Genomic DNA, 18,328 nt, shown 5'->3' on the forward strand with positions numbered 1-18,328 from the left:
CTGGACGGACCAACCGAGCACCATGCCGACTCGGTGTAGCTGTTCGACGGGAAGGCCGAACCGATACATGCGAAGTTACCGGTCTTGGTGGCGTACACGAAGGAGCCTGACTTGCCCAGGGCAACGCTATGCGTGCCGCTCATCGAACAGGTTGCGCCGGTGTTCTGCACGCACTTGGTGTAGCCGGAAGGATAGTCGGTAGCTGCATAGACGCCGCTGGCAATCATTGCGAGGGCTACACCGGTAAGAACGTTGCGAATCATTGTTTGTCTCCTGAACTTGTAAATGAATCTTCTTAACTACTCGTGTGCCACAGGGCTGCAGCGTCTTTACTTTTGATTGTTGTAGGACGAACTCCTACAGCCCCTTTCACCACCGCCTACAGAAATCCGGTAGCGAGGTGCGCAATTTCCATGATTGAGAAAACGAAATCAAGCGAATTTCCACACGCTCTGGAGGGCCAAAAACAGTGCAGCGCAAGGTGATTTGTCAAAAACAACATTAACAACACTGCAGGTTTTTGCTTTATCAAATCAGTCATTTCGCCAGCAGAAAAGCCGGGCGGGTGACTGGTCTCAGCCCAAAGCCGGACGTTTACAGGCTTTCGGTCGTTTGTATGGATTCGAAAGCAACTGACTCAAGGGGTATTGATACGCTTTCTGAATATTTTCCGCTCACAAACTCCAAAGCCTCTGGCGCATCGCAACGCAACATTCCGTCAGTGAAAATTTTTTAGTTGCTTTCAAAAAATAAGTATGTTTCGTGACATTTGACACCCTCCTGACGGCCCCTCCGTCATTGACGCCCCTGCGGCTTTGACTGAACATGCGCGGCTTTCAAATTACCCCGCCCCGCTACCAGCGTTGCGCGACGAGCATTTAATAGAATGAAGACAACTGCCTCCACGAACCTTGATCTGACCATCCAGCGCGCAATCCGCGCATCGGATTTGCCGTCGCGCCAGCAGCTGGTCCGCTGGATCCGCGCTGTCGGCAACGGCCCGGCAGTGCTGACCTTGCGCTTCGTGGACGCAGAGGAAGGCCGTGCCACGAACGCATCCTGGCGCGGTCGTGACTACGCAACCAATGTCTTGTCGTTCGCTTATGAGACAGAGCCCGTCCTGATGGGAGACCTGATGCTGTGCTGGCCAGTGGTCCGGAAAGAAGCCGCGGAACAGGGCAAGAGCGTGGAAGAGCACACGGCCCACCTGGTCGTGCACGGCCTGCTGCACCTCTGCGGCCACGACCATGAAGAGGGAGAAGCGCAAGCCGAGGAGATGGAGTCCATCGAGCGCGAAGTCATGGCGCGCCTGGGTTATGCCGATCCTTATGCAGATGAGCATTGAGGGGGAAGCGCTCCACGCAGCCCCATGAAAAAGCCCCGCCAGCGTTAGCTGACAGGGCCTCAAACCGGATCTGCCCCGCCGGCACCGACAGCGGTGCCACCTGCGGCGGGTCAGAGGGCTCCGATCAATAAGCGGTTACGTCCGATTTGCTCACATCGCAAGATGCCGTGTTCCACTCTTCGCCGATGCTCGACGAGCTGCCGTTGTGGTCGGTCACGCCCTTGTAAGTCACGCAAACCTTCGGGCTGCCAGACTTGTAGCCCTTGATCTGCAGGTTCCGGATCTTCGCCGTATCACCGTAGTTGCTGTTCACACCGACGATGGAGCCGGCTTTTTCGATCTTGGCGCCATTGATCACGATGTGCTTGTTCTTGCCGTTGGCCGTGCAGTCGCCGCAAGAACGCACCAGTTTGCCGATCGAACCCGTGGTGGTGAAATTATTCACCGTGATCGTCCCGTTCGCAGCGTTGTGCTGGAACACCTTGTCGTCAGCATTCTTCGCCGAGCCACCATTGATGGTCAGGCTGCCTGCGCCCGGCATCAGTGTGGCGGCGTCCTCGCAGACTTCGTCCCAGTACACATTGGTCAGCGTGCAGGAGCCTGACAGGCAGTGGATCCCATCTGCTGCGGCACCGGCCTTCAGGTGCACGTTCTTCAGATGCCCGCCAGCGGCGATGCTGAACACGGGCGACTGGCTTTCGCTGCCGCCGTCGCAGGAGGTCCCCACCGTCGCGCCGCCGCAATCCACCGTGCCGGAGATGGTTGCGCCAGCCTTGCATGTACTCGGGGTTGGCGTGGGTGTCGGAGTGGGCGTTGGTGTGGGGGTTGGCGTCGGCGTTGGGGTGGGTGTCGGCGTAGGAGTTGGCGTGCTCGAACCACCTACCGAGCACCAGGCCGAGGCCGGATAGCTGTTCGACGGAAAGGCCGAGCCGATACAGGCGAAGTTGCCCGTCTTGGTGGCATAGACGAACGAACCGGACTTGCCGAGCGCGACACTGTGCGTGCCGCTCATGGAACAGGTTGCGCCGGTGTTCTGCGCGCACTTCGTATAGCCAGAAGGGTAGTCGGTTGCAGCAAAGGCTCCCGTGGCGATCATCGCCAAGGTAACCCCGGTCAAAGCAAAGCGCAGCATTGTGTGTCTCCTGTCATTGGATTTTGTGCTGGAACGCAGAAATGAACGCCGAGGTCTGCCTGCACACCAGAAATGCAAAAGCGTGCGATGTAAGATTTTTTCTTACAAACCTGACTACCCATTTCCGACAAACGCTCGTCACGCGAGATGACGAATCTGGAATTTGGTTCACGAAAAATCTCAAATCAAGGACGATTTTCCGACCCCTTCCTGGCAGTCTGACAAGGCCGTTATTTTCACCAAAAGCGCCATTCCAACACACAGAACGCGCTGCGACGCAACATCCCGAATCCGCGTGCAGAAAGCAAATTTTTGTGGGCATAAAGGCGGTGAGTAGCCCCTTTCCACACGGGCGTTTCGCCTCGAGAGACTTTGCAGCCAGCCGCGTTTCAGCGACAAGACCGGAAGAGCCATTTTTCCGCTCCGCAGCAAGGGACGCTCTTCACGATGACATTTTCCAATCGAAGAAGCGGTTTTCGATTAGTGCTACGTCAGCGCATTTCCTACAACACGCACAGCCATTTGACGCATGGCGCTCTCATCGAATGCATGGCGCCGCGCAAGAAGAAATCTGCAAACTCGGTTATCCTCAACGGCGTACGGGACGAGAGGCGAAACGTGAGCGCCTTGCCAGCAGCCGGCGAGCTGCAGGTATTGTCGACCGATTGGTGCTGACGTTTCTCGTTTCAACCCTGTATTCATGGACCCCTCCAGTAGTCGCCCGAGCTTTCTTGAACGTCTCTCAGCCCTGCTCACCCGTGAGCCGGAAGATCGCGAGGAGCTGATCGAGCTCCTGCACGCCGCTTACGAGCGCAACCTTTTCGATGCCGACGCCCTGTCCATCATCGAAGGGGCCATCACCGCGGCAGACATCCCGGTGCGCGATGTCATGGTGCCGCGCGCGCAAATGGACGTCATCGATGTCGATGCCGACATCAACGACATCCTCGCTTTCTCTGTCGAAACATCCCACTCGCGCTTTCCCGTCATCGGGGAGAACAAGGACGACGTCCTTGGCATCCTCCTCGCCAAGGATCTGCTGCGCGCACCGCAGGACGGCTTCAATCTGCGCAGCATGTTGCGTCCGGCGGTTTTCATCCCGGAATCCAAGCGCCTGAATGTCTTGTTGCGCGAATTCCGCGTCAGCCGCAATCACATGGCAATCATCGTGGACGAATACGGTGGCGTCGCCGGGCTGGTGACCATTGAAGACGTGCTGGAACAACTCGTCGGCGACATCGAAGACGAATACGATTTCGATGAAGATGCCGACAACATACTCGCCGATCAGGCCGGGCGTTTCCGCGTCAAGGCGATCACCGAAATCGAGGACTTCAATGCAGCTTTCGGAGCGGCATTCAGCAGCGAGGAAGCAGACACCGTTGGCGGGCTGATCCTCCAGCATCTCGGACGCCTCCCCAAGCGTGGAGAGATCGTGCAGATGGACGACCTGCGCTTCCAGGTGCTGCGCGCGGACAGCCGCCGCGTGCATACCTTGCTGGTGGATCGCGTTCCGCCTGCGGTGGACGGCTGATCCCGCTTGGCAAATCGGCGTAGGGCGGAACTCCTTCGGACGTTCCGCCCTACTCCAGCAACTGCCTGTACAAAGCCAGCTGCTTGTTCGCCATCTCCTCCAGTGACAGATGATTGACGGCCTCGCGCGCCGAGGCACGCAATGCCTCAACCTGCTTAGCATCGCAGGCTTGTGACAGCAGATGGGCCAGGCCATCGGCAATGCTGCTGACATCCAGCGCATCGACGGCCACACCACAATCGCGACGACGGATCAGTTCTGCCGCGCCGCAGCTCGTCGAAGTCAGCAGGGGCAAGCCGCTCGCCAGCGCCTCCATGGCGGCATTCGGCATCGGGTCGTAAAGCGTTGGCAGGGCGAACACGTCGGCAGCGCCGAGATAGCGCGCAACGTCCTGCTGCGGCCCCTGAAAGTGAGCACGCGCAGCGACACCCAGTCTCTGCGCGAGCCCCTGGAATTTCTTCTCCGCCTTGTCCTTCCCGACGATCACCAGGTGCGCGCTGGCAAGCTCGGGGCGCGCCAGCGCATGCAGCAGCGGGCCGACGCCCTTGCGCTCATAACCCGACCCCACGAAGAGGATGATGGGCACGCTGTCCGCCAGCCCCAGTTCGCCGCGCAGCGCTGCTCGGTTACGCGCACGCAGGCCGAGATGGAAGCGCTCCAGGTCGACGCCGTTGTGCAGCACATGCAGGCGGCTGGCGAGCTTCGGGTAACGCCGCGCCAGATCCTCGCGCACCATCACGGAATTGCAGATCACCGCGCGCAGCTTCTTGCTGCGGAACATCTCGTCCTCGGCCGCCAGCGTGTAGCGATGCCATGGCGATATCGACTGTCCCCAGCGCGCCAGCGCGCCGAGCGTGCGCGCGCGCAACGACAGCCAGGTGGCATGCACGCCATCACCCGCGCGGAAAATATCGCAACCCGGTATGCGCTCATGACTTTGCACGAGGTCGAACTTCTCGCGCAGCATGAGTTGCTGCACGCCCTGCGCGAAGGCCTTGTCGCGCCATAGACGACCGATGTGAAACGGGTTGCAGGTGAGCAGGCGCCATTTCTTGCCTGACGCCTGAGTCTCATTTTCCTTGCCCGCAGCCCACTCGCGCGCGATCAAGGTCACGTCGATCTCGTTGCCTTCGAGCGCGGCAAGCGTGCGTTCAACGAAACGCTCGGCGCCACCGAAGGGGTTGTAGCGACTGCGCACGATGGCCAGGCGGATCTTCTTCGCCTTGAGTTTGACGACCGGCTGTGCAGCGCCGCTCATGCACGCCCCGCGAGTACGCGATCGACGGCGGCGAGCACGCGATCCGCCGGTAACGTCGTCAGGCACTCCGACACCTTGCCGCCGCCACAGCCATCCTGACCGCAGGGGCGACAGGGATGGTTACTGGTGACAATTTCGGAGGGCACCATCCACGGCCCCCACTCCTTGTCACCGGAAGGGCCGAACAAGGCCACGCAAGGTGTGCCGACTGCAGCTGAGATATGCATCGGCGCCGAATCCACGCCGATAAAGATCTTCGCACGCATGGTCAGCGCAGCCAGTTCCTTGAGCGAAAACTGGCCGGAAAGATTGACCGCACGCTCGCCCACATTCGCCTGCGTGAGGATGGCGTCGACCATCTTCTTCTCGCGCTCGTCCGGCGCAGCCGTCAACACGATGGTCTCGCCACGGGCCGCCAGCGCGGCCAGCAACTGCGCGCACTGCTCGATCGGCCAGCACTTGAAGAACCAGCGCGAGGCCGGATGGAACTGGATGAAATTACCCGCGCTCAGGCCCAGCTCGGCAAGGCGTGCATCGACGCGGGTTTGCGCCGCAACGCCCGGCACGAGGCTGAGTCTGCGTGCCTCCTGCTCGGGCTGGATGCCCAGGCGGCGCAAGGCGTCGAGATGCGTGTCAACTGTGTGGCGACGACCACCGCCCACCGTCTTGTAGAGATGCGTAAACGACTTCTTCCACCACTTGGCAGGCTTGCTGCGCTGGGGCGCCACCGACCAGCGCGGACCAAGCAGACGCGCCAGCCAGGCACCGCGCGGGTGGTCCGTCAGGTGAATGACGATGTCGTACTTGCGCGCGCGCAACTTCGAGAACGCGCCCCACTCACCAGCGAGCTGGGCGGCGACGCCCTGTTTTTTCCAGTTGCGGTCCAACGTATGCAGTTGGGCCAGCGCGGCATGCTCCGACAGCATCGCCGCCGTGTCGGCAAACACCAGCGCGTCAATTTCGCATTGAGGCGCCGCTGCCTTGAGCGCCGACAGCACCGGCGAGGCCAGCAGCACGTCGCCGTGATGGCGCAGTTTGATGACCAGCGCGCGCTTCAGCGCAGCGGGATCGATGGCGTCTGGCAGGTAGCTCTGGGACTCAACAGGCATGTATCGGAAAGCGGGCTCGGAACGTGTGAGCCGGATTGTCTACGATTTCACGTCGAAGCGCGCATCAAAGCACTGCACGCCCTCGGCGAGCCAGCGCCCACCCTCCTCGCGCAACACGCTCAGGCTGCCCTGCGCCAGCACCTGCCCCAGCCAGGCCTCGCGCGGCAGCCCCAACAGACTGCCGCGGATGGCTCGCAAGGGGCCGCCATGCGACACGATGATGGCGTCACGGCCGCCATCAAGAATATCCCTCAGCGCCGCCAGTACGCGCGCAAACACCTCGTTGCCGGACTCGCCACCCGGCGCGCGGAAACCGAGTGGATCGGCTCCCCATGCGTCGAGCTGCTGACGCGGAATATCGTCAAAGCGGCGCATTTCCCATTCGCCGAAGTCCATCTCGGCCAGTCGGGGATCGATCACCGGAGACGTTGCGAGGGCCTGCGCCAGCAACAGGCAACGAGACAAGGGGCTGGCGAAGACCGGCAACTGCTGCGGCAACACTGCCGCCAGCCACGACGCGTACGGCATCACCGGCCCGGACAGCGCCACGTCGCTGCGGCCATAGCAGACGCCCGCCGGCACTGCGACCGCCGCGTGGCGCACGAGGTAAATCTTGCGACTCATCGCACTGGCAGGTGCGCGCACAACACGAGATAGCAAGCCAGCTCGGCGAACTGCTGCGTGGCGCCCAATGTGTCCCCGGTGTAACCGCCCAGCCGGCGACGTAACAAGCGGGCCCACCAGGCCGTGACAAGCAGCGCGGCCAGCAACAAGACTCCGGCGCGAGGAAGGCTCAGCACGCCCCCCGCCACTGCCAGCGCCAGCGGAGCCAGCCCAGTCAGCGCCCCCACCAGCAGCTCCGTCGCGCCGACACCTTGTGCCACCGGCTTGGCGCGACTCCCTTCGTCATCCCGCACGTAAGGCAGCGCGCACATCACGACGAGCGCCGCCACACGCGACAGCGGGTGTGCAACCAGCAACGCGACGCACGCAAGCCAGCCCTGTGTCGCCAACACATCCAGCGCGACGAACTTGGTCAGCAGCGCCATACCGAGCACGACGGCGCCATAGGTACCGATGCGCGAGTCCTTCATGATGCGCAGCACATCCTCGCGCTGCCAGCCGCCCCCCAGGCCGTCTGCCGAGTCGGCCAGCCCGTCTTCATGGAAGGCACCCGTCAGTCGCAGTGAAGCCGCCATCGACAGCAGGACGGCGAGCGAAGCTGGCAGCGCCGCCATCGCCAGCCACAGCACCAGCGCCGAGATGCCTGCCACGACAAGCCCTGCGAGCGGGAAGTAACGCGCGGCGCGATTCAGCTCGTCCGGCGCCCACCCCACCCACGCAGGTACCGGAATGCGTGTGAAGTAGCCCAGCGCGAGGAAGAAGCGGCGCAGTTCGGTCACGACATCAGGTCGACTTGTTGCTCACGCCTGCATCGGCGAAGCCCGCCATCTCGTTCATCAGCGCCAGCGCAGAACGAATCAGGGGGAAGGCCAGAGCGGCGCCCGTGCCTTCGCCCAGACGCAGCTCGAGCTCGAGCAGGGGCTGCACGCCGAGATATGCCATTTGCCTGCGATGACCCGGCTCGGCAGAGCAATGCGCGAACACGCAGTAATCCAGCACGGCAGGGTGCAGGGCGTGCGCGACCAGCAAGGCCGCATTGGTGATGAATCCATCCACCACGATCAGCATGCCCAGTTCGGCTGCAGCGAGAAAGGCGCCCGTCATCATGGCGATCTCGAATCCGCCGAACTCGGCCAGTACATCGAGCGGCGACAGTGAGCGCCCGGCAACGCGCGCAACCGCCTGCGACAGGAGTTCGCGCTTGCGCGCGACGCCTGCATCGTCCAGCCCCGTACCGGGCCCTACGACATCGGCCAGCGGAATATCGGCCAGTGCGTGCGTGATCAGACTGGCGGACGCGGTATTGCCGATCCCCATCTCGCCGAAGCCGATGGCATTGCACCCTGCCCCGTGCCACTTGTGGACCAGTTCGGCGCCCGCGGAGATGGCCGCTTCACGCTGCGTCGCCGTCATCGCGGCCTCTTCGATGAAGTTTGCCGTGCCGCGCGCGACTTTTGCGTCGATGAACTCGACCTCGCTACGGTCGGGGCCGAAGCAACTGCTGGCCACCCCTGCATCGACCACGCTCATTGCCAGTCCGGACTGGTGCGCCAACACATTGATCGCCGCGCCGCCGGCACGGAAGTTCGCCACCATCTGTACCGTCACTGCCTGCGGAAAAGCCGACACGCCCGCATTCGCCGCCCCGTGATCGCCAGCGAAAACAACGATGCGCGGCGACTTCAATTCGGGCCGTTCGCGTCGCTGGATCAGGGCGACCTGCAAGGCCAGCCTCTCGAGCCGACCAAGACTGCCCTGCGGTTTGGTCCGGCTATCGAGACGGGCCTGTACCGTCGCGGCGAGCGTGCGGTCCAAGGGATGGATCGAAAATTTCAACGTCATTTCTCCTGATTCACCACGGGCGATGAACGCCAGCGCGGGTTGCACAATCCATTCAGCACGGAGTCCTGCCAGACGCCATCCAGGCAGATGTAGTCGCGCGCCAGCCCCTCGCGCACGAAGCCCTGCTTTGCCAGTACCCGCGCACTGGCCATGTTCTCCGGGCGGTGCGTCGCCTCCACACGATGCAGGTTGAGCACGTCGAATGCGTGAGCCAGTGCTGCCACCAGGGCCTCGCTCATGAGGCCCTGACCTTCGTGTGCAGCGTCGAGCCCGTAGCCCAGGAATCCGGCATGCCGCACACCGCGCTGGATGGCTGATATCACGACATGACCAATCACTGCCTGCGGCTCGTCGCGCAGGCGCATCACCCAGCGACAGGAGGCACCGCTGTCGACGTCGCGCAACATCGTCTCGACACGCGCGTCAAACGCTGCGGGCAGGAAGTCCTCGTCTGTACGCAGCGGCCCATGCGGGGCAAAGCGCTCGCGGTTACGCAGTTCGTAATCGCGAAATACGCTGGCATCCTCCCGCCGCAGGCTTCGCAGGACAAGGCGCGCCGTCAGCAGGGTTTCGATTACAGCGTTCTCACTCATGCGCTTATATTCCTATGGCATCCGGCAGATTATCGTGGAGCGCGAATATATCCGATTGCGTACGCAATGCGTCAACCACGACAGACAAAGGATCGGCCAGCACATCCGGAAAGTCTCTTTCGTGCGCATCCTGCAACGCGAAAGCCAGTTGCTCGATGGGCGGCGCGAACACCGCGTGGACGCCTGGCTTGTTGCCGCGCGCGTCGACACGGAACCAGCCGTGCCGAGGCAACAAGACTGCATTGAGCCCATGCAGGCAGTACGGTTCGCCTTGCTCACCGCTGGAGAGGCGTTGGTAGCACAAGCCGGTCGGAATGCCATTGGCACGCAGGAGTGCGGCAAGCAGGTGACTCTTGGCATAGCAGTAGCCATAGCCACTTCTCAGCACTTCGGATGCCCGCAACGTCAGCGGCCCCTGCCGTGCGTCCCAGCTGTGTGCAATCCGGTCGCGCACCCATTCAAAGCTCGCAGCTATCAGTTGATGGCTGTCTGCGTGGTCACGACGCAACTGAGCCGCCAGGTCCTGAATGGCAGAGTCGTGAAAATCAATAATGTCGGAGGCATCAAGATAGGCCTCGATGCGCGGATCGCGTTGCTTCAGCTGCATGCTGCGTCCTTCAACTTCAGAGGCAGTCCAGCCGCTACCAGCGTCACGCGTTGGGCAAGCATCGCCACGCGCTGATTCAGCCGCCCCTGCTCGTCGCGGAAGCTGCGTGCCAGCGCATTCTCCGGCACGATGCTCCAGCCCACCTCGTTCGACACCATCACCAGATCACCCTGCGCCGTACTGATGGCATCGCACAGCGCATGCACGCGACGCTCCAGCTGCTCAGCTTGGGTGCACAAGACATTCGACAGCCACAAGGTCAGGCAATCAACGAGCACGAAGCGGCCCGCCGTGCAGGCCTTGATGATTGCCTCGGGCAGATCCGAGGCCGCCTCGATGACTTGCCAATGGGAAGGCCGCTCCGCGCGATGCAGGGCGACGCGCGCCGCCATCTCGGCATCGAAGATCTCTGCGGTGACGATCAGCGTGACATCACCGGCATGCGCTTCGGCCAGCCCTTGTGCGAATCGGCTCTTCCCCGAGCGCGCGCCACCAATGACGAGGTGCGCGCTCACTTGAACTTCCGCGCTTCGTCCAGCGCCGTACAGACCGCCTGCGCCGCATCAAGAATACGCGGCCCATGGCGGCTGATCTGGTCGCCCGGGATCAGCCAGATCTGCTTGTTGCGCACCGCCTTCATGCCTGTGAATTCGTTCCACGACTTCACGTTGACGGCGTCCGGGTCGCGCACTGCGCCCCCATCACCATACCCAAGGCGCGAGGCCATGATGACGTCCGGGTCGATCGCCACGACACTCTCTGTCGACAGGCGCGGCACCAGCATCGGCTCCTTGCCGAACACATTGCGCCCCCCGCACAGGCGGATCACGTCAGAGATGATCTGCTCGTCATTCATGGTCATCAGCGGTTTGCCGGAGATCTGGTAGAACACATTGATCGGTCCGCGATTGCTGTACTGCGTGCGCAGGGCCGCATGCCGATTGCGGAAGCGCTGTGCAGCCTCCTGCGCGACCTTGTCAGTGCCAACGAGTTGGCCAAGACGCTCCAGCACGCCGGGGATGTCGGCGATGGTATGCGGCTCGACGTAGAACAGCGGGATGCCGAGCGCGCCAACACGCTCGATCTCGCGCAGCGCATTGCCGTGATACCAGACCAGCACCACGTCGGGCTTGAGCGCGGCGATGCGCTCCAGATCGAGCTTCTGGTTGCTGCCGACACGCTCCACCTTCTGGGCGGCTGGCGGATAGTTGCTGTACTCCACGGTACCGATCAGCTTGTCACCGCCACCTGCTTCGTAAAGCATTTCCGTGAGGCTGGGCGCGAGTGTCATCACGCGCATGGCTGGACGCGGCAGGTCGAGCGTGCGGCCGGCGTCGTCCTTGACGGGGGCGGCGTATGCGGCGCTTGTGAAGAACACACAGACGACGGTCAAGAAGACGTGAAATGCTTTTTGTTGCAAGAGGTTCTCCTGATGAATCTGATATTCGAAAGTTTGGTCGGGCGCTACCATTTCCCCTCTCCCGCCCGACCGGGCTCGCCCCTCTCAGGGGAGCGAACTGCAACGTGCATTACGCGAGCGAGACGTGCCGGTGCAACGAAAACCGGCAGGCCTCAGCCATTCCCTCTTCCCGGAGAGAGGGTGGCTCGTCAGGGCCGGGAGAGGAGAGATGCCACAATTCACAACACCCCTCACACCCCGTCCCCCAGATCAATCCTGAACCACCGCGCCACACCCTCTTCAATGATGCTCACCGGCACGCCATAAGCCGCCGTCAGCGCATCCACTGTCAGCACCTCTTCACGCCTGCCCCACTTCGCACCGCCCCTGCCGTCAAGCAGCAGCGCATGCGTCGCCAGCGTCCATGCAAGATTCAGATCGTGCACCGCAGCCAGCACGGTGCCGCCATCCTGCGACCATGTCTTCAGCAGTCGCTGCAAGACAGCTTGATGCGACCAGTCCAGATGCGAAGTCGGCTCATCGAGCAGTAACAGCGGCGCAGCCTGCGCACACGCCGTCGCCAACGCCACGCGCTGGCGCTCGCCACCCGACAGCGTACGCACATCGGTGTCGGCGAGATGCGCGACATCCAGCTTGCCCAACCACGTACGGGCAATCTGCTCAACCTTGTCCGCGGCAAGCTCGGGCTGCGTCGCGAGCACGGAACACGCCACGGTTTCCCAAGCACTCACCGGAAAGGGGTCGAGCCAGAACTGCGGGCACCAGGCGCGCGTCTTCGCCAGCGCCTCGCTCCGCCATTCAGACAGTACCGAACCACCGAGTCTGATGCTGCCGGTGGCGGGCTGGACCAGCCCGGCAATGCTCATCAGCAAGGTCGACTTGCCCGCACCATTCGGGCCGAGCAGAACCCAGCGCTCGCCAGCTGCAATCGTCAGATCGAGATCGCGGCACAGCACGCGTCCGTCGGGGCTGGCGCCCGCACGCAAGGAGAGATTCTGTAGCTGCACAGGCAAGGCGTTCATGCTCGCCTCCGCAACAAGAGCATCAGAAACAAGGGCACGCCAAAGCCTGCCGACACAACCCCTACCGGCAACTGTGCGGGCGCAATGACAACGCGTGCGAAGGTATCGGCCAGCACCAGGAAGACGCCACCAAACAGCGCCGAGAATGGCAACAGCATGCGCGCATTGCGCAGCCCCGTCAGACGCACCACGTGTGGCCCGACCAGGCCGACGAAACCGATGCTGCCCGCCGTCGCGACGGCCACGCCGGTCGCAATGCAGGCGGCAAGAATCGCCAGGCGACGCCGCTTCGCCACGGGTACGCCTAGCGTCCACGCCCAGGCATCGCCGCGCGCCAGCCAGTCCAGCTGCCGGGCCTGCGGCCAGGAGATCGCGAACGTGATCGCCAGCGCGCCCCACACCGGCCACCACATCGAGGCACCATTCAGATCGCCGAGCAGCCAGAAGACGATGTTGCGCAGCTGTGCGTCATTGGCCATCGCCAACATGAAGGAGACGCAAGCGCCGCAGGCTGCACCTATCATCACGCCGACCAGCAGCACGACCACCGTGCCCGGCTGTGCGCTCGGCGACAGCCCGCGCCCCATGCTGCGCCAGGTCAGCGAGAAGACCAGCGTCATGCTGGCAAGTGCGCCGAACATCGCGCCGACCTCCGGCCCCAGCCAGAAGCCAGCGGGCAGGAGCAACAAGGCAAGCAAGGCACCTACTGACGCCCCGCTGGTCACGCCCAGCACATGCGGATCACCCAGCGGGTTGCGCGTCACCAGCTGGATCAGTGCACCAGACAGGGCCAGTGCGGCGCCCGTGCCAAATGCGGCCAGCACGCGCGGCACGCGGATCAGCCACAGGATGTCGCCCTTCGGCCAGCCCCAGCCCGAAGAGCCGCTGAGCAGGCCGATCAGGATGGCAGCGGGGACGAGCAGTGCGGCAAGCAAACCGGCCAGCGCGAGCGGAGGCGGCTTGAGCCTCACGCGCTGCGCTCCACTCTCTTCTCCAGGATGGCCATCAGCTTCTGCGTGTCCATGTGTTCGCCCACCATGTCAGCAAGGCACTCGATGCTGCGCTCGCGCATCAACGCGATGTCCGGTGAGCGTGGCGCTGCCAGGCCCGCCCAGGCCAGCAAGGCATCACAAGCGGCCGGTGAATCGAACAGGCCATGCAGATAGGTGCCGAGCACCAGGTTGTCAGCGCTGATGGCGCCATCCGGCACGCCATCGAGATGCAGGGCCGGGTTGTCCAGCGCCGCGCCTTGGGTCACACCTGCGTGAATCTCGTAGCCTGCAACGGGAATGTCGTCGTACAGGTCTTGCGGCGTCGTGCCCTCACCCATCGGCGCCAGGGGCAGGAGCAAGGGATCCGGCCGGCCATGTGCCAGATGCTGGCTCAGCACGCCTTGCACGTTGCGCAACTGCTTCCCGGCTTGCAGCTCGGTGGTCACGTCGAGCCAGCCCAGGCCCACTGCGGTGCCGGGCGTGCCTTCCAGCCCCAGAGGATCGCTGATCTCGCGCCCCAGCATCTGGAAGCCGCCGCAGATACCGATCAGCTTTCCGCCGTAGCGCAGATGGCGCGCAATCGCTGCGTCCCAGCCCTGCTGCTTGAGGAAGGCCAGATCGGCACGCACGGCTTTCGAACCAGGCAGGATGATGAGGTCGGCGGGCGGAATGTCTTCGTCCGGCCCGATGAAGCGGAAGTCCACCTGCGGGTGCTGGCGCAGCGTGTCGAAGTCGGTGTGATTCGAGATGCGCGGAGTGACCGGCGCGATCACACGCAAGCGCGTACCCGCGCGCGCGGCCCCCGCGACGTCGCGCACCGCTTCGCGACTGATTCCGTCCTCGGCCTCGAGCTGCAGGCCGTACAGGTACGGCAACACGCCCAGCACCGGCTTGCCGGTGCGCGCCTCCAGCCAGTCGAGGCCGCTCTGCAGCAACGCAATATCACCACGGAAGCGATTGATCACGAAGCCCTTCACGCGCGCCTGCTCGCTTTCGCTGAGCAAGGCCAGCGTGCCGACGAGGTGCGCGAAGACGCCGCCACGATCGATATCGGCAACGATGATCACCGGGCAATCGACAGCCTCCGCGAAGCCCATATTGGCAATGTCATTGCTGCGCAGATTGATCTCCGCCGGCGAACCCGCCCCTTCGACGATCACGTACTCGTACTGCTCGCCCAGACGCGCGAAAGACTCGAGCACGGCGGCCTTCGCCGTCGCCTTGTAGGCGTGATAGTCGAGCGCATCCATATTGCCGATGGCATGGCCCTGGATGATGACCTGCGCACCGACATCGGTATTCGGCTTGAGCAACACCGGATTCATGTCGGTATGGGGCGCGATGCGACAGGCCATGGCTTGTGCGGCTTGCGCACGGCCGATCTCGCCGCCGTCGCTCGTGACGGCAGAGTTCAGTGCCATGTTCTGCGGCTTGAACGGTGCGACACTGCCGCCCTGGCGCACAAGCCAGCGACATATTGCCGTCACCAGCGTGCTCTTGCCCGCATCCGAGGTGCAGCCCTGCACCATCAGGACCTTTGCCGACTGCGATGGTCTTTGCGTCGTCTGACTCATGACAAACTCCCTGCCTGCTCGAGCGCCTTGTCCAGCTTGATCCATGCGGCCTCGCTACCAGGCAGGCCAAAACGCACACCCTCGCCAAAGCCTCTGACCAGCACAGCCTGTTTTGCCAGTGCGTCGTACAAGCTCGCGGCATGCACGGTCGGCACCCAGCGAAACAGCGCACAACCCGTCGGCGTATGCCACCCGTGCTTGTCCAGCAAGGCAGTCAGCCGTGCACTGTCTCGCTGCAAGCGCTGCACCGTCGCCTCGCGCCAGGGCAGATCGACCAGAGCACGTTGCGCGATCCAGCGTGCCGGATGGCTGACATGCCATGGGCCCAGCTCCACGCGCAGGGCATCCAGCAGGCTTTGCTCGGCCAACACGAAACCCATGCGCAAGCCGGCCAGCCCCCAGAATTTTCCGAGCGACCGCAAGACGATGAGCCCCGCCCTAGGCACCGCACCCGCAATGCTGGATGCCGGCGTCGCCTCGATGAACGCCTCGTCCACGACCAACCAGCCATCACGCGCAGCCAGACGCTTGTTCCAGTCGAACAGGCGCTCGGGAGCCATCAGATCACCGGTCGGATTATTCGGATTCACCACCACCAGCACATCGACCTCGTCGAGCGCGGTTTCCACGTCGGCAAGCGCGATCTCGCGCACCTTGTGGCCGGCAGCGAGCCAGGCATGCACATGCTCAGCATAGGTCGGTGACACGACGCCAACGCGACAGGCAGGACGCAGGCGTGGCAAGAGCTGTATCGCAGCTTGCGTACCCGCAACCGGCAGCACGGCAGTCGTGCCAAAACTCGCGACCATCGCCATGTACAGGCCATCCTCATCTTCAGGCAAGCGCTGCCACACTTCCACCGGGATGGCGGGCACCGGCCAGCCCTGGGGGTTGATGCCGGTCGACAGGTCGAGCCAGTGCCGTGCGGCGATGCGGTATTCGTGCGCAACGGCACGTACGCGCCCACCATGCTGATGTCCTGCTGGATAAGGTGAATTGTCAGACATGAGCCGCTTTCAAATAACTTTCAGACCGAGCGCTGCGCATATGAGCACGCACCAGAGCAACTGGGTAGACCGCACCAGGCGAATCGCGCGCTCGATATCGCTCGCCACGGGTCGCGCGCCACAGCCCAGCAACGGGCGCGCCTCCCATGCGCCGTGATAGCGAGCCGGCCCGCCGAGCCGCACACCAAGCGCGCCGGCGCCCGCCGCCATGACGGGGCCGGCGTTCGGGCTATCCCATGCGGCTGCCTGGCTACGCCAACATCCGAGCGCCTGGCGAAACTCCCCCAGCAGAGCGTATGACAAGGCCGTCAGGCGCGCCGGCACATAGTTGAGCGCATCGTCGAAGCGCGCCGCCGCCCAACCGAAATACAGGAAACGCGGCGTACGGTAGCCCCACATCGCGTCCAGCGTGTTGGCAAGGCGGAACAGCACAGCCCCCGGCCCCCCAAGGAGCGCAAACCAGAACAATGCGCCGAAGACCGCATCGTTGCCATTCTCCAGCACCGACTCCAGCGTCGCCGCAGCCACCCCCTGTGTGTCGAGCCCGCTTGTATCGCGACTGACAATGCGTGACAGCGCCGCACGCGCCGCAGCAAGCTCGCCCGACGCCAGCGGGATTGCGATGGCCCGCGCATGTTCTCCCAGGCTGCGAGCACCCAGCGCTACATACAGCAACACCGCATCCGCCAGCCACCCCAGCGGCACACGCGCCAGCCACCAGGCCATCGCCACGAAAGGCGCAATGGCCAGCAGCAAGGCCAGTACGCCACACGCGCGCGCCAGCAGTGGTCGCACGACGCGATTCAACCTGCGCTCCAGCCCGGCTGCATATTTCCCGAAAAACACCAGCGGATGCGCACGGCGCGGCTCACCCAGTACGGCATCGAGCAGACAACCGAGAATGAGCGCGACTGCGGCAGTCATGCACCGAACAATGCTGCGACGGCCGACGGGTTCGACGCGAAGTAGAGATGGATGTAGCTGGCCGTCAGCCTTCCTTGTCGATACACGGGCTCGCGGGTCGGGCCATCGTTTGGATTGGTGGCACGCGCAATCGGTTGCAGCGCCGTGTCCAGCGTCGAGTAGTGAAAACTGTGCCCGCGCAGCGTGCCTTCCGGCAAGTCGATTGCCTGCATGCCCAAGGCCGCAAAACGCTTCTGCATGCGCACATGGCCGGGGAGCAAGCCAAAGCCTGCATGCCGGGTCCCATCCGTCAGCTCGACATCCTCGAACAGACTCATCATGCCGCCACACTCGGCCAGCAAGGGTTTGCCGGAAGCGTGATGTGCGTGCAATGCATTTCGCATGGCTGCATTGCTGGCCAGCTTTGACACATGCAACTCGGGGTAGCCGCCGGGCAACCACACCGCATCACACGCGGGAAGCACGACGTCGTTCAGCGGCGAGAAGAACACGCATTGCGCACCGAGTGCTGCCAGCGTGTCGAGATTCGCCGGATAGGTGAACGCGAAGGCTTCATCGCGTGCGATGGCAATCGTCCTGCCATGTAACGAAGCTGCGGGCACTTGCGCGGCAGCCAGGCTCTCGAATGCGACCACGGGCAGCTCAGTGCCGAACCATTGAAGCGCGGCAGCAGCGCGGTCGAGGCGCACTCCGATGTCGGCCAGCTCGCTCGCCGCAACGAGTCCAAGATGACGTTCGGGCAGTGATAGCGCTGCGTCACGTGGCAGCCATCCCACGGCAGGGATATCGGCAGGCAGGGACTCGAAAAGCATGTCTGCGTGCCGCTGGCTGCCAACGCGATTGGCGATCACGCCTGCAAAAGACAAGCCTGCACGGAAGTGCTTGAGCCCATGCGCGAGCGCACCGAAGGTCTGTGCCATCGCGCTGCCATCCATCACGGCCAGCACAGGCAGACCCAGGCGTTGCGCGAGATCGGCGCTCGACGGCGCGCCATCGAACAGGCCCATTACGCCTTCGACAAGAATCAGGTCGGCCTCGCGCGCAGCCTGGGCGAGCAGAGCCCGGCAATGCGCCTCCCCTCCCATGAACAGATCGAGCTGATACACCGGCGCCCCGCTGGCCTGCGCAAGAATCGTGGGGTCGAGAAAGTCCGGGCCTGTCTTGAACACACGTACGCGTTCGCCACGCGCCCGTGCCTGCCGCGCCAGCGCTGCAGTGACCGTGGTCTTGCCCTGGCCTGAAGCCGGCGCGGCAATCAACACCGCGCGACAAGCGTTCTGCTTGCTGTCGGAGAGCCCGCTCATTGAAGGACGCACTGCGTCAGGCGCCAGGCGAATCGCTCCAG

General features: G+C 63.5%; 19 protein-coding genes. 2 read left to right on the top strand and 17 right to left on the bottom strand.

Annotation, left to right across the window (positions count from 1 at the left end; translation table 11 throughout):
• Positions 1-263: hypothetical protein (locus VVD49_RS02245; protein ID WP_327597497.1), on the bottom strand; the 263-nt coding region annotated here is incomplete at its 3' end.
• Between the two features lie 623 nt (positions 264-886).
• Here VVD49_RS02245 and ybeY point away from each other — a divergent pair.
• A complete protein-coding gene (gene ybeY / locus VVD49_RS02250) occupies positions 887-1,345 on the top strand; it encodes an rRNA maturation RNase YbeY (RefSeq protein WP_327597498.1) in 459 nt (152 codons plus the stop codon).
• A 124-nt stretch (positions 1,346-1,469) separates the two neighbouring features.
• Here the strand turns inward: ybeY and VVD49_RS02255 are convergent, their stop codons facing one another.
• Positions 1,470-2,477 (bottom strand): pectate lyase, encoded by a 1,008-nt coding sequence (locus VVD49_RS02255; protein ID WP_327597499.1) that lies wholly within the window; start codon positions 2,475-2,477, stop codon positions 1,470-1,472.
• Positions 2,478-3,177: 700 nt separating this feature from the next.
• Here VVD49_RS02255 and VVD49_RS02260 point away from each other — a divergent pair.
• Positions 3,178-4,011 (top strand): HlyC/CorC family transporter, encoded by an 834-nt coding sequence (locus VVD49_RS02260; protein WP_327597500.1) that lies wholly within the window; start codon positions 3,178-3,180, stop codon positions 4,009-4,011.
• Positions 4,012-4,060: 49 nt separating this feature from the next.
• Here VVD49_RS02260 and VVD49_RS02265 read toward each other — a convergent pair whose 3' ends face one another.
• The 15 genes from VVD49_RS02265 to VVD49_RS02335 all read right to left on the bottom strand — a co-directional run bounded on the left by VVD49_RS02265 (position 4,061) and on the right by VVD49_RS02335 (position 18,287).
• Positions 4,061-5,269: a glycosyltransferase family 4 protein gene (locus VVD49_RS02265; RefSeq protein ID WP_327597501.1), complete on the bottom strand. Its 1,209-nt coding sequence runs from the start codon at positions 5,267-5,269 to the stop codon at positions 4,061-4,063.
• A complete protein-coding gene (gene rfaQ / locus VVD49_RS02270) occupies positions 5,266-6,378 on the bottom strand; it encodes a putative lipopolysaccharide heptosyltransferase III (RefSeq protein ID WP_327597502.1) in 1,113 nt (370 codons plus the stop codon). Before rfaQ ends, VVD49_RS02265 begins: the two co-directional genes overlap by 4 nt.
• A gap of 39 nt (positions 6,379-6,417) precedes the next feature.
• Entirely contained in the window at positions 6,418-7,002 is a 585-nt protein-coding gene (gene cobC / locus VVD49_RS02275) for an alpha-ribazole phosphatase family protein (RefSeq protein WP_327597503.1), read from the bottom strand.
• Positions 6,999-7,781, bottom strand: a complete 783-nt coding sequence (locus tag VVD49_RS02280; RefSeq protein ID WP_327597504.1) for an adenosylcobinamide-GDP ribazoletransferase — start codon at positions 7,779-7,781, stop codon at positions 6,999-7,001. Before VVD49_RS02280 ends, cobC begins: the two co-directional genes overlap by 4 nt.
• 4 nt (positions 7,782-7,785) lie before the next feature.
• Positions 7,786-8,838, bottom strand: a complete 1,053-nt coding sequence (gene cobT, locus VVD49_RS02285; protein WP_416384889.1) for a nicotinate-nucleotide--dimethylbenzimidazole phosphoribosyltransferase — start codon at positions 8,836-8,838, stop codon at positions 7,786-7,788.
• A gap of 2 nt (positions 8,839-8,840) precedes the next feature.
• Entirely contained in the window at positions 8,841-9,437 is a 597-nt protein-coding gene (locus tag VVD49_RS02290) for a GNAT family N-acetyltransferase (RefSeq protein ID WP_327597506.1), read from the bottom strand.
• Between the two features lie 4 nt (positions 9,438-9,441).
• Positions 9,442-10,044: a transglutaminase-like domain-containing protein gene (locus VVD49_RS02295; protein WP_327597507.1), complete on the bottom strand. Its 603-nt coding sequence runs from the start codon at positions 10,042-10,044 to the stop codon at positions 9,442-9,444.
• Positions 10,035-10,559, bottom strand: coding sequence for a bifunctional adenosylcobinamide kinase/adenosylcobinamide-phosphate guanylyltransferase (gene cobU, locus VVD49_RS02300; protein ID WP_327597508.1), 525 nt, complete (start codon positions 10,557-10,559; stop codon positions 10,035-10,037). Before cobU ends, VVD49_RS02295 begins: the two co-directional genes overlap by 10 nt.
• The gene (locus VVD49_RS02305; protein ID WP_327597509.1) at positions 10,556-11,464 is read right to left on the bottom strand and encodes a cobalamin-binding protein; all 909 of its coding nucleotides are present in this window, start codon (positions 11,462-11,464) and stop codon (positions 10,556-10,558) included. The genes cobU and VVD49_RS02305 overlap by 4 nt, the downstream gene beginning before the upstream one ends.
• 230 nt (positions 11,465-11,694) lie before the next feature.
• On the bottom strand, positions 11,695-12,486 hold the full coding sequence (locus VVD49_RS02310; RefSeq protein ID WP_327597510.1) for an ABC transporter ATP-binding protein: 792 nt from the start codon (positions 12,484-12,486) through the stop codon (positions 11,695-11,697).
• Positions 12,483-13,457: a FecCD family ABC transporter permease gene (locus tag VVD49_RS02315; RefSeq protein ID WP_327597511.1), complete on the bottom strand. Its 975-nt coding sequence runs from the start codon at positions 13,455-13,457 to the stop codon at positions 12,483-12,485. The genes VVD49_RS02310 and VVD49_RS02315 overlap by 4 nt, the downstream gene beginning before the upstream one ends.
• The gene (locus VVD49_RS02320; protein WP_327597512.1) at positions 13,454-15,052 is read right to left on the bottom strand and encodes a cobyric acid synthase; all 1,599 of its coding nucleotides are present in this window, start codon (positions 15,050-15,052) and stop codon (positions 13,454-13,456) included. The genes VVD49_RS02315 and VVD49_RS02320 overlap by 4 nt, the downstream gene beginning before the upstream one ends.
• On the bottom strand, positions 15,049-16,059 hold the full coding sequence (cobD, locus tag VVD49_RS02325) for a threonine-phosphate decarboxylase CobD (protein ID WP_327597513.1): 1,011 nt from the start codon (positions 16,057-16,059) through the stop codon (positions 15,049-15,051). Before cobD ends, VVD49_RS02320 begins: the two co-directional genes overlap by 4 nt.
• Before the next feature lie 9 nt (positions 16,060-16,068).
• Positions 16,069-16,983, bottom strand: coding sequence for an adenosylcobinamide-phosphate synthase CbiB (cbiB, locus tag VVD49_RS02330; RefSeq protein ID WP_327597514.1), 915 nt, complete (start codon positions 16,981-16,983; stop codon positions 16,069-16,071).
• The gene (locus VVD49_RS02335) at positions 16,980-18,287 is read right to left on the bottom strand and encodes a cobyrinate a,c-diamide synthase (RefSeq protein WP_327597515.1); all 1,308 of its coding nucleotides are present in this window, start codon (positions 18,285-18,287) and stop codon (positions 16,980-16,982) included. The genes cbiB and VVD49_RS02335 overlap by 4 nt, the downstream gene beginning before the upstream one ends.
• Between the last annotated feature and the right edge of the window lie 41 nt (positions 18,288-18,328).

Source organism: Uliginosibacterium silvisoli (assembly GCF_036017035.1).
In the GTDB taxonomy this organism is placed as follows: Bacteria; Pseudomonadota; Gammaproteobacteria; order Burkholderiales; family Rhodocyclaceae; genus Viridibacterium; species Viridibacterium silvisoli.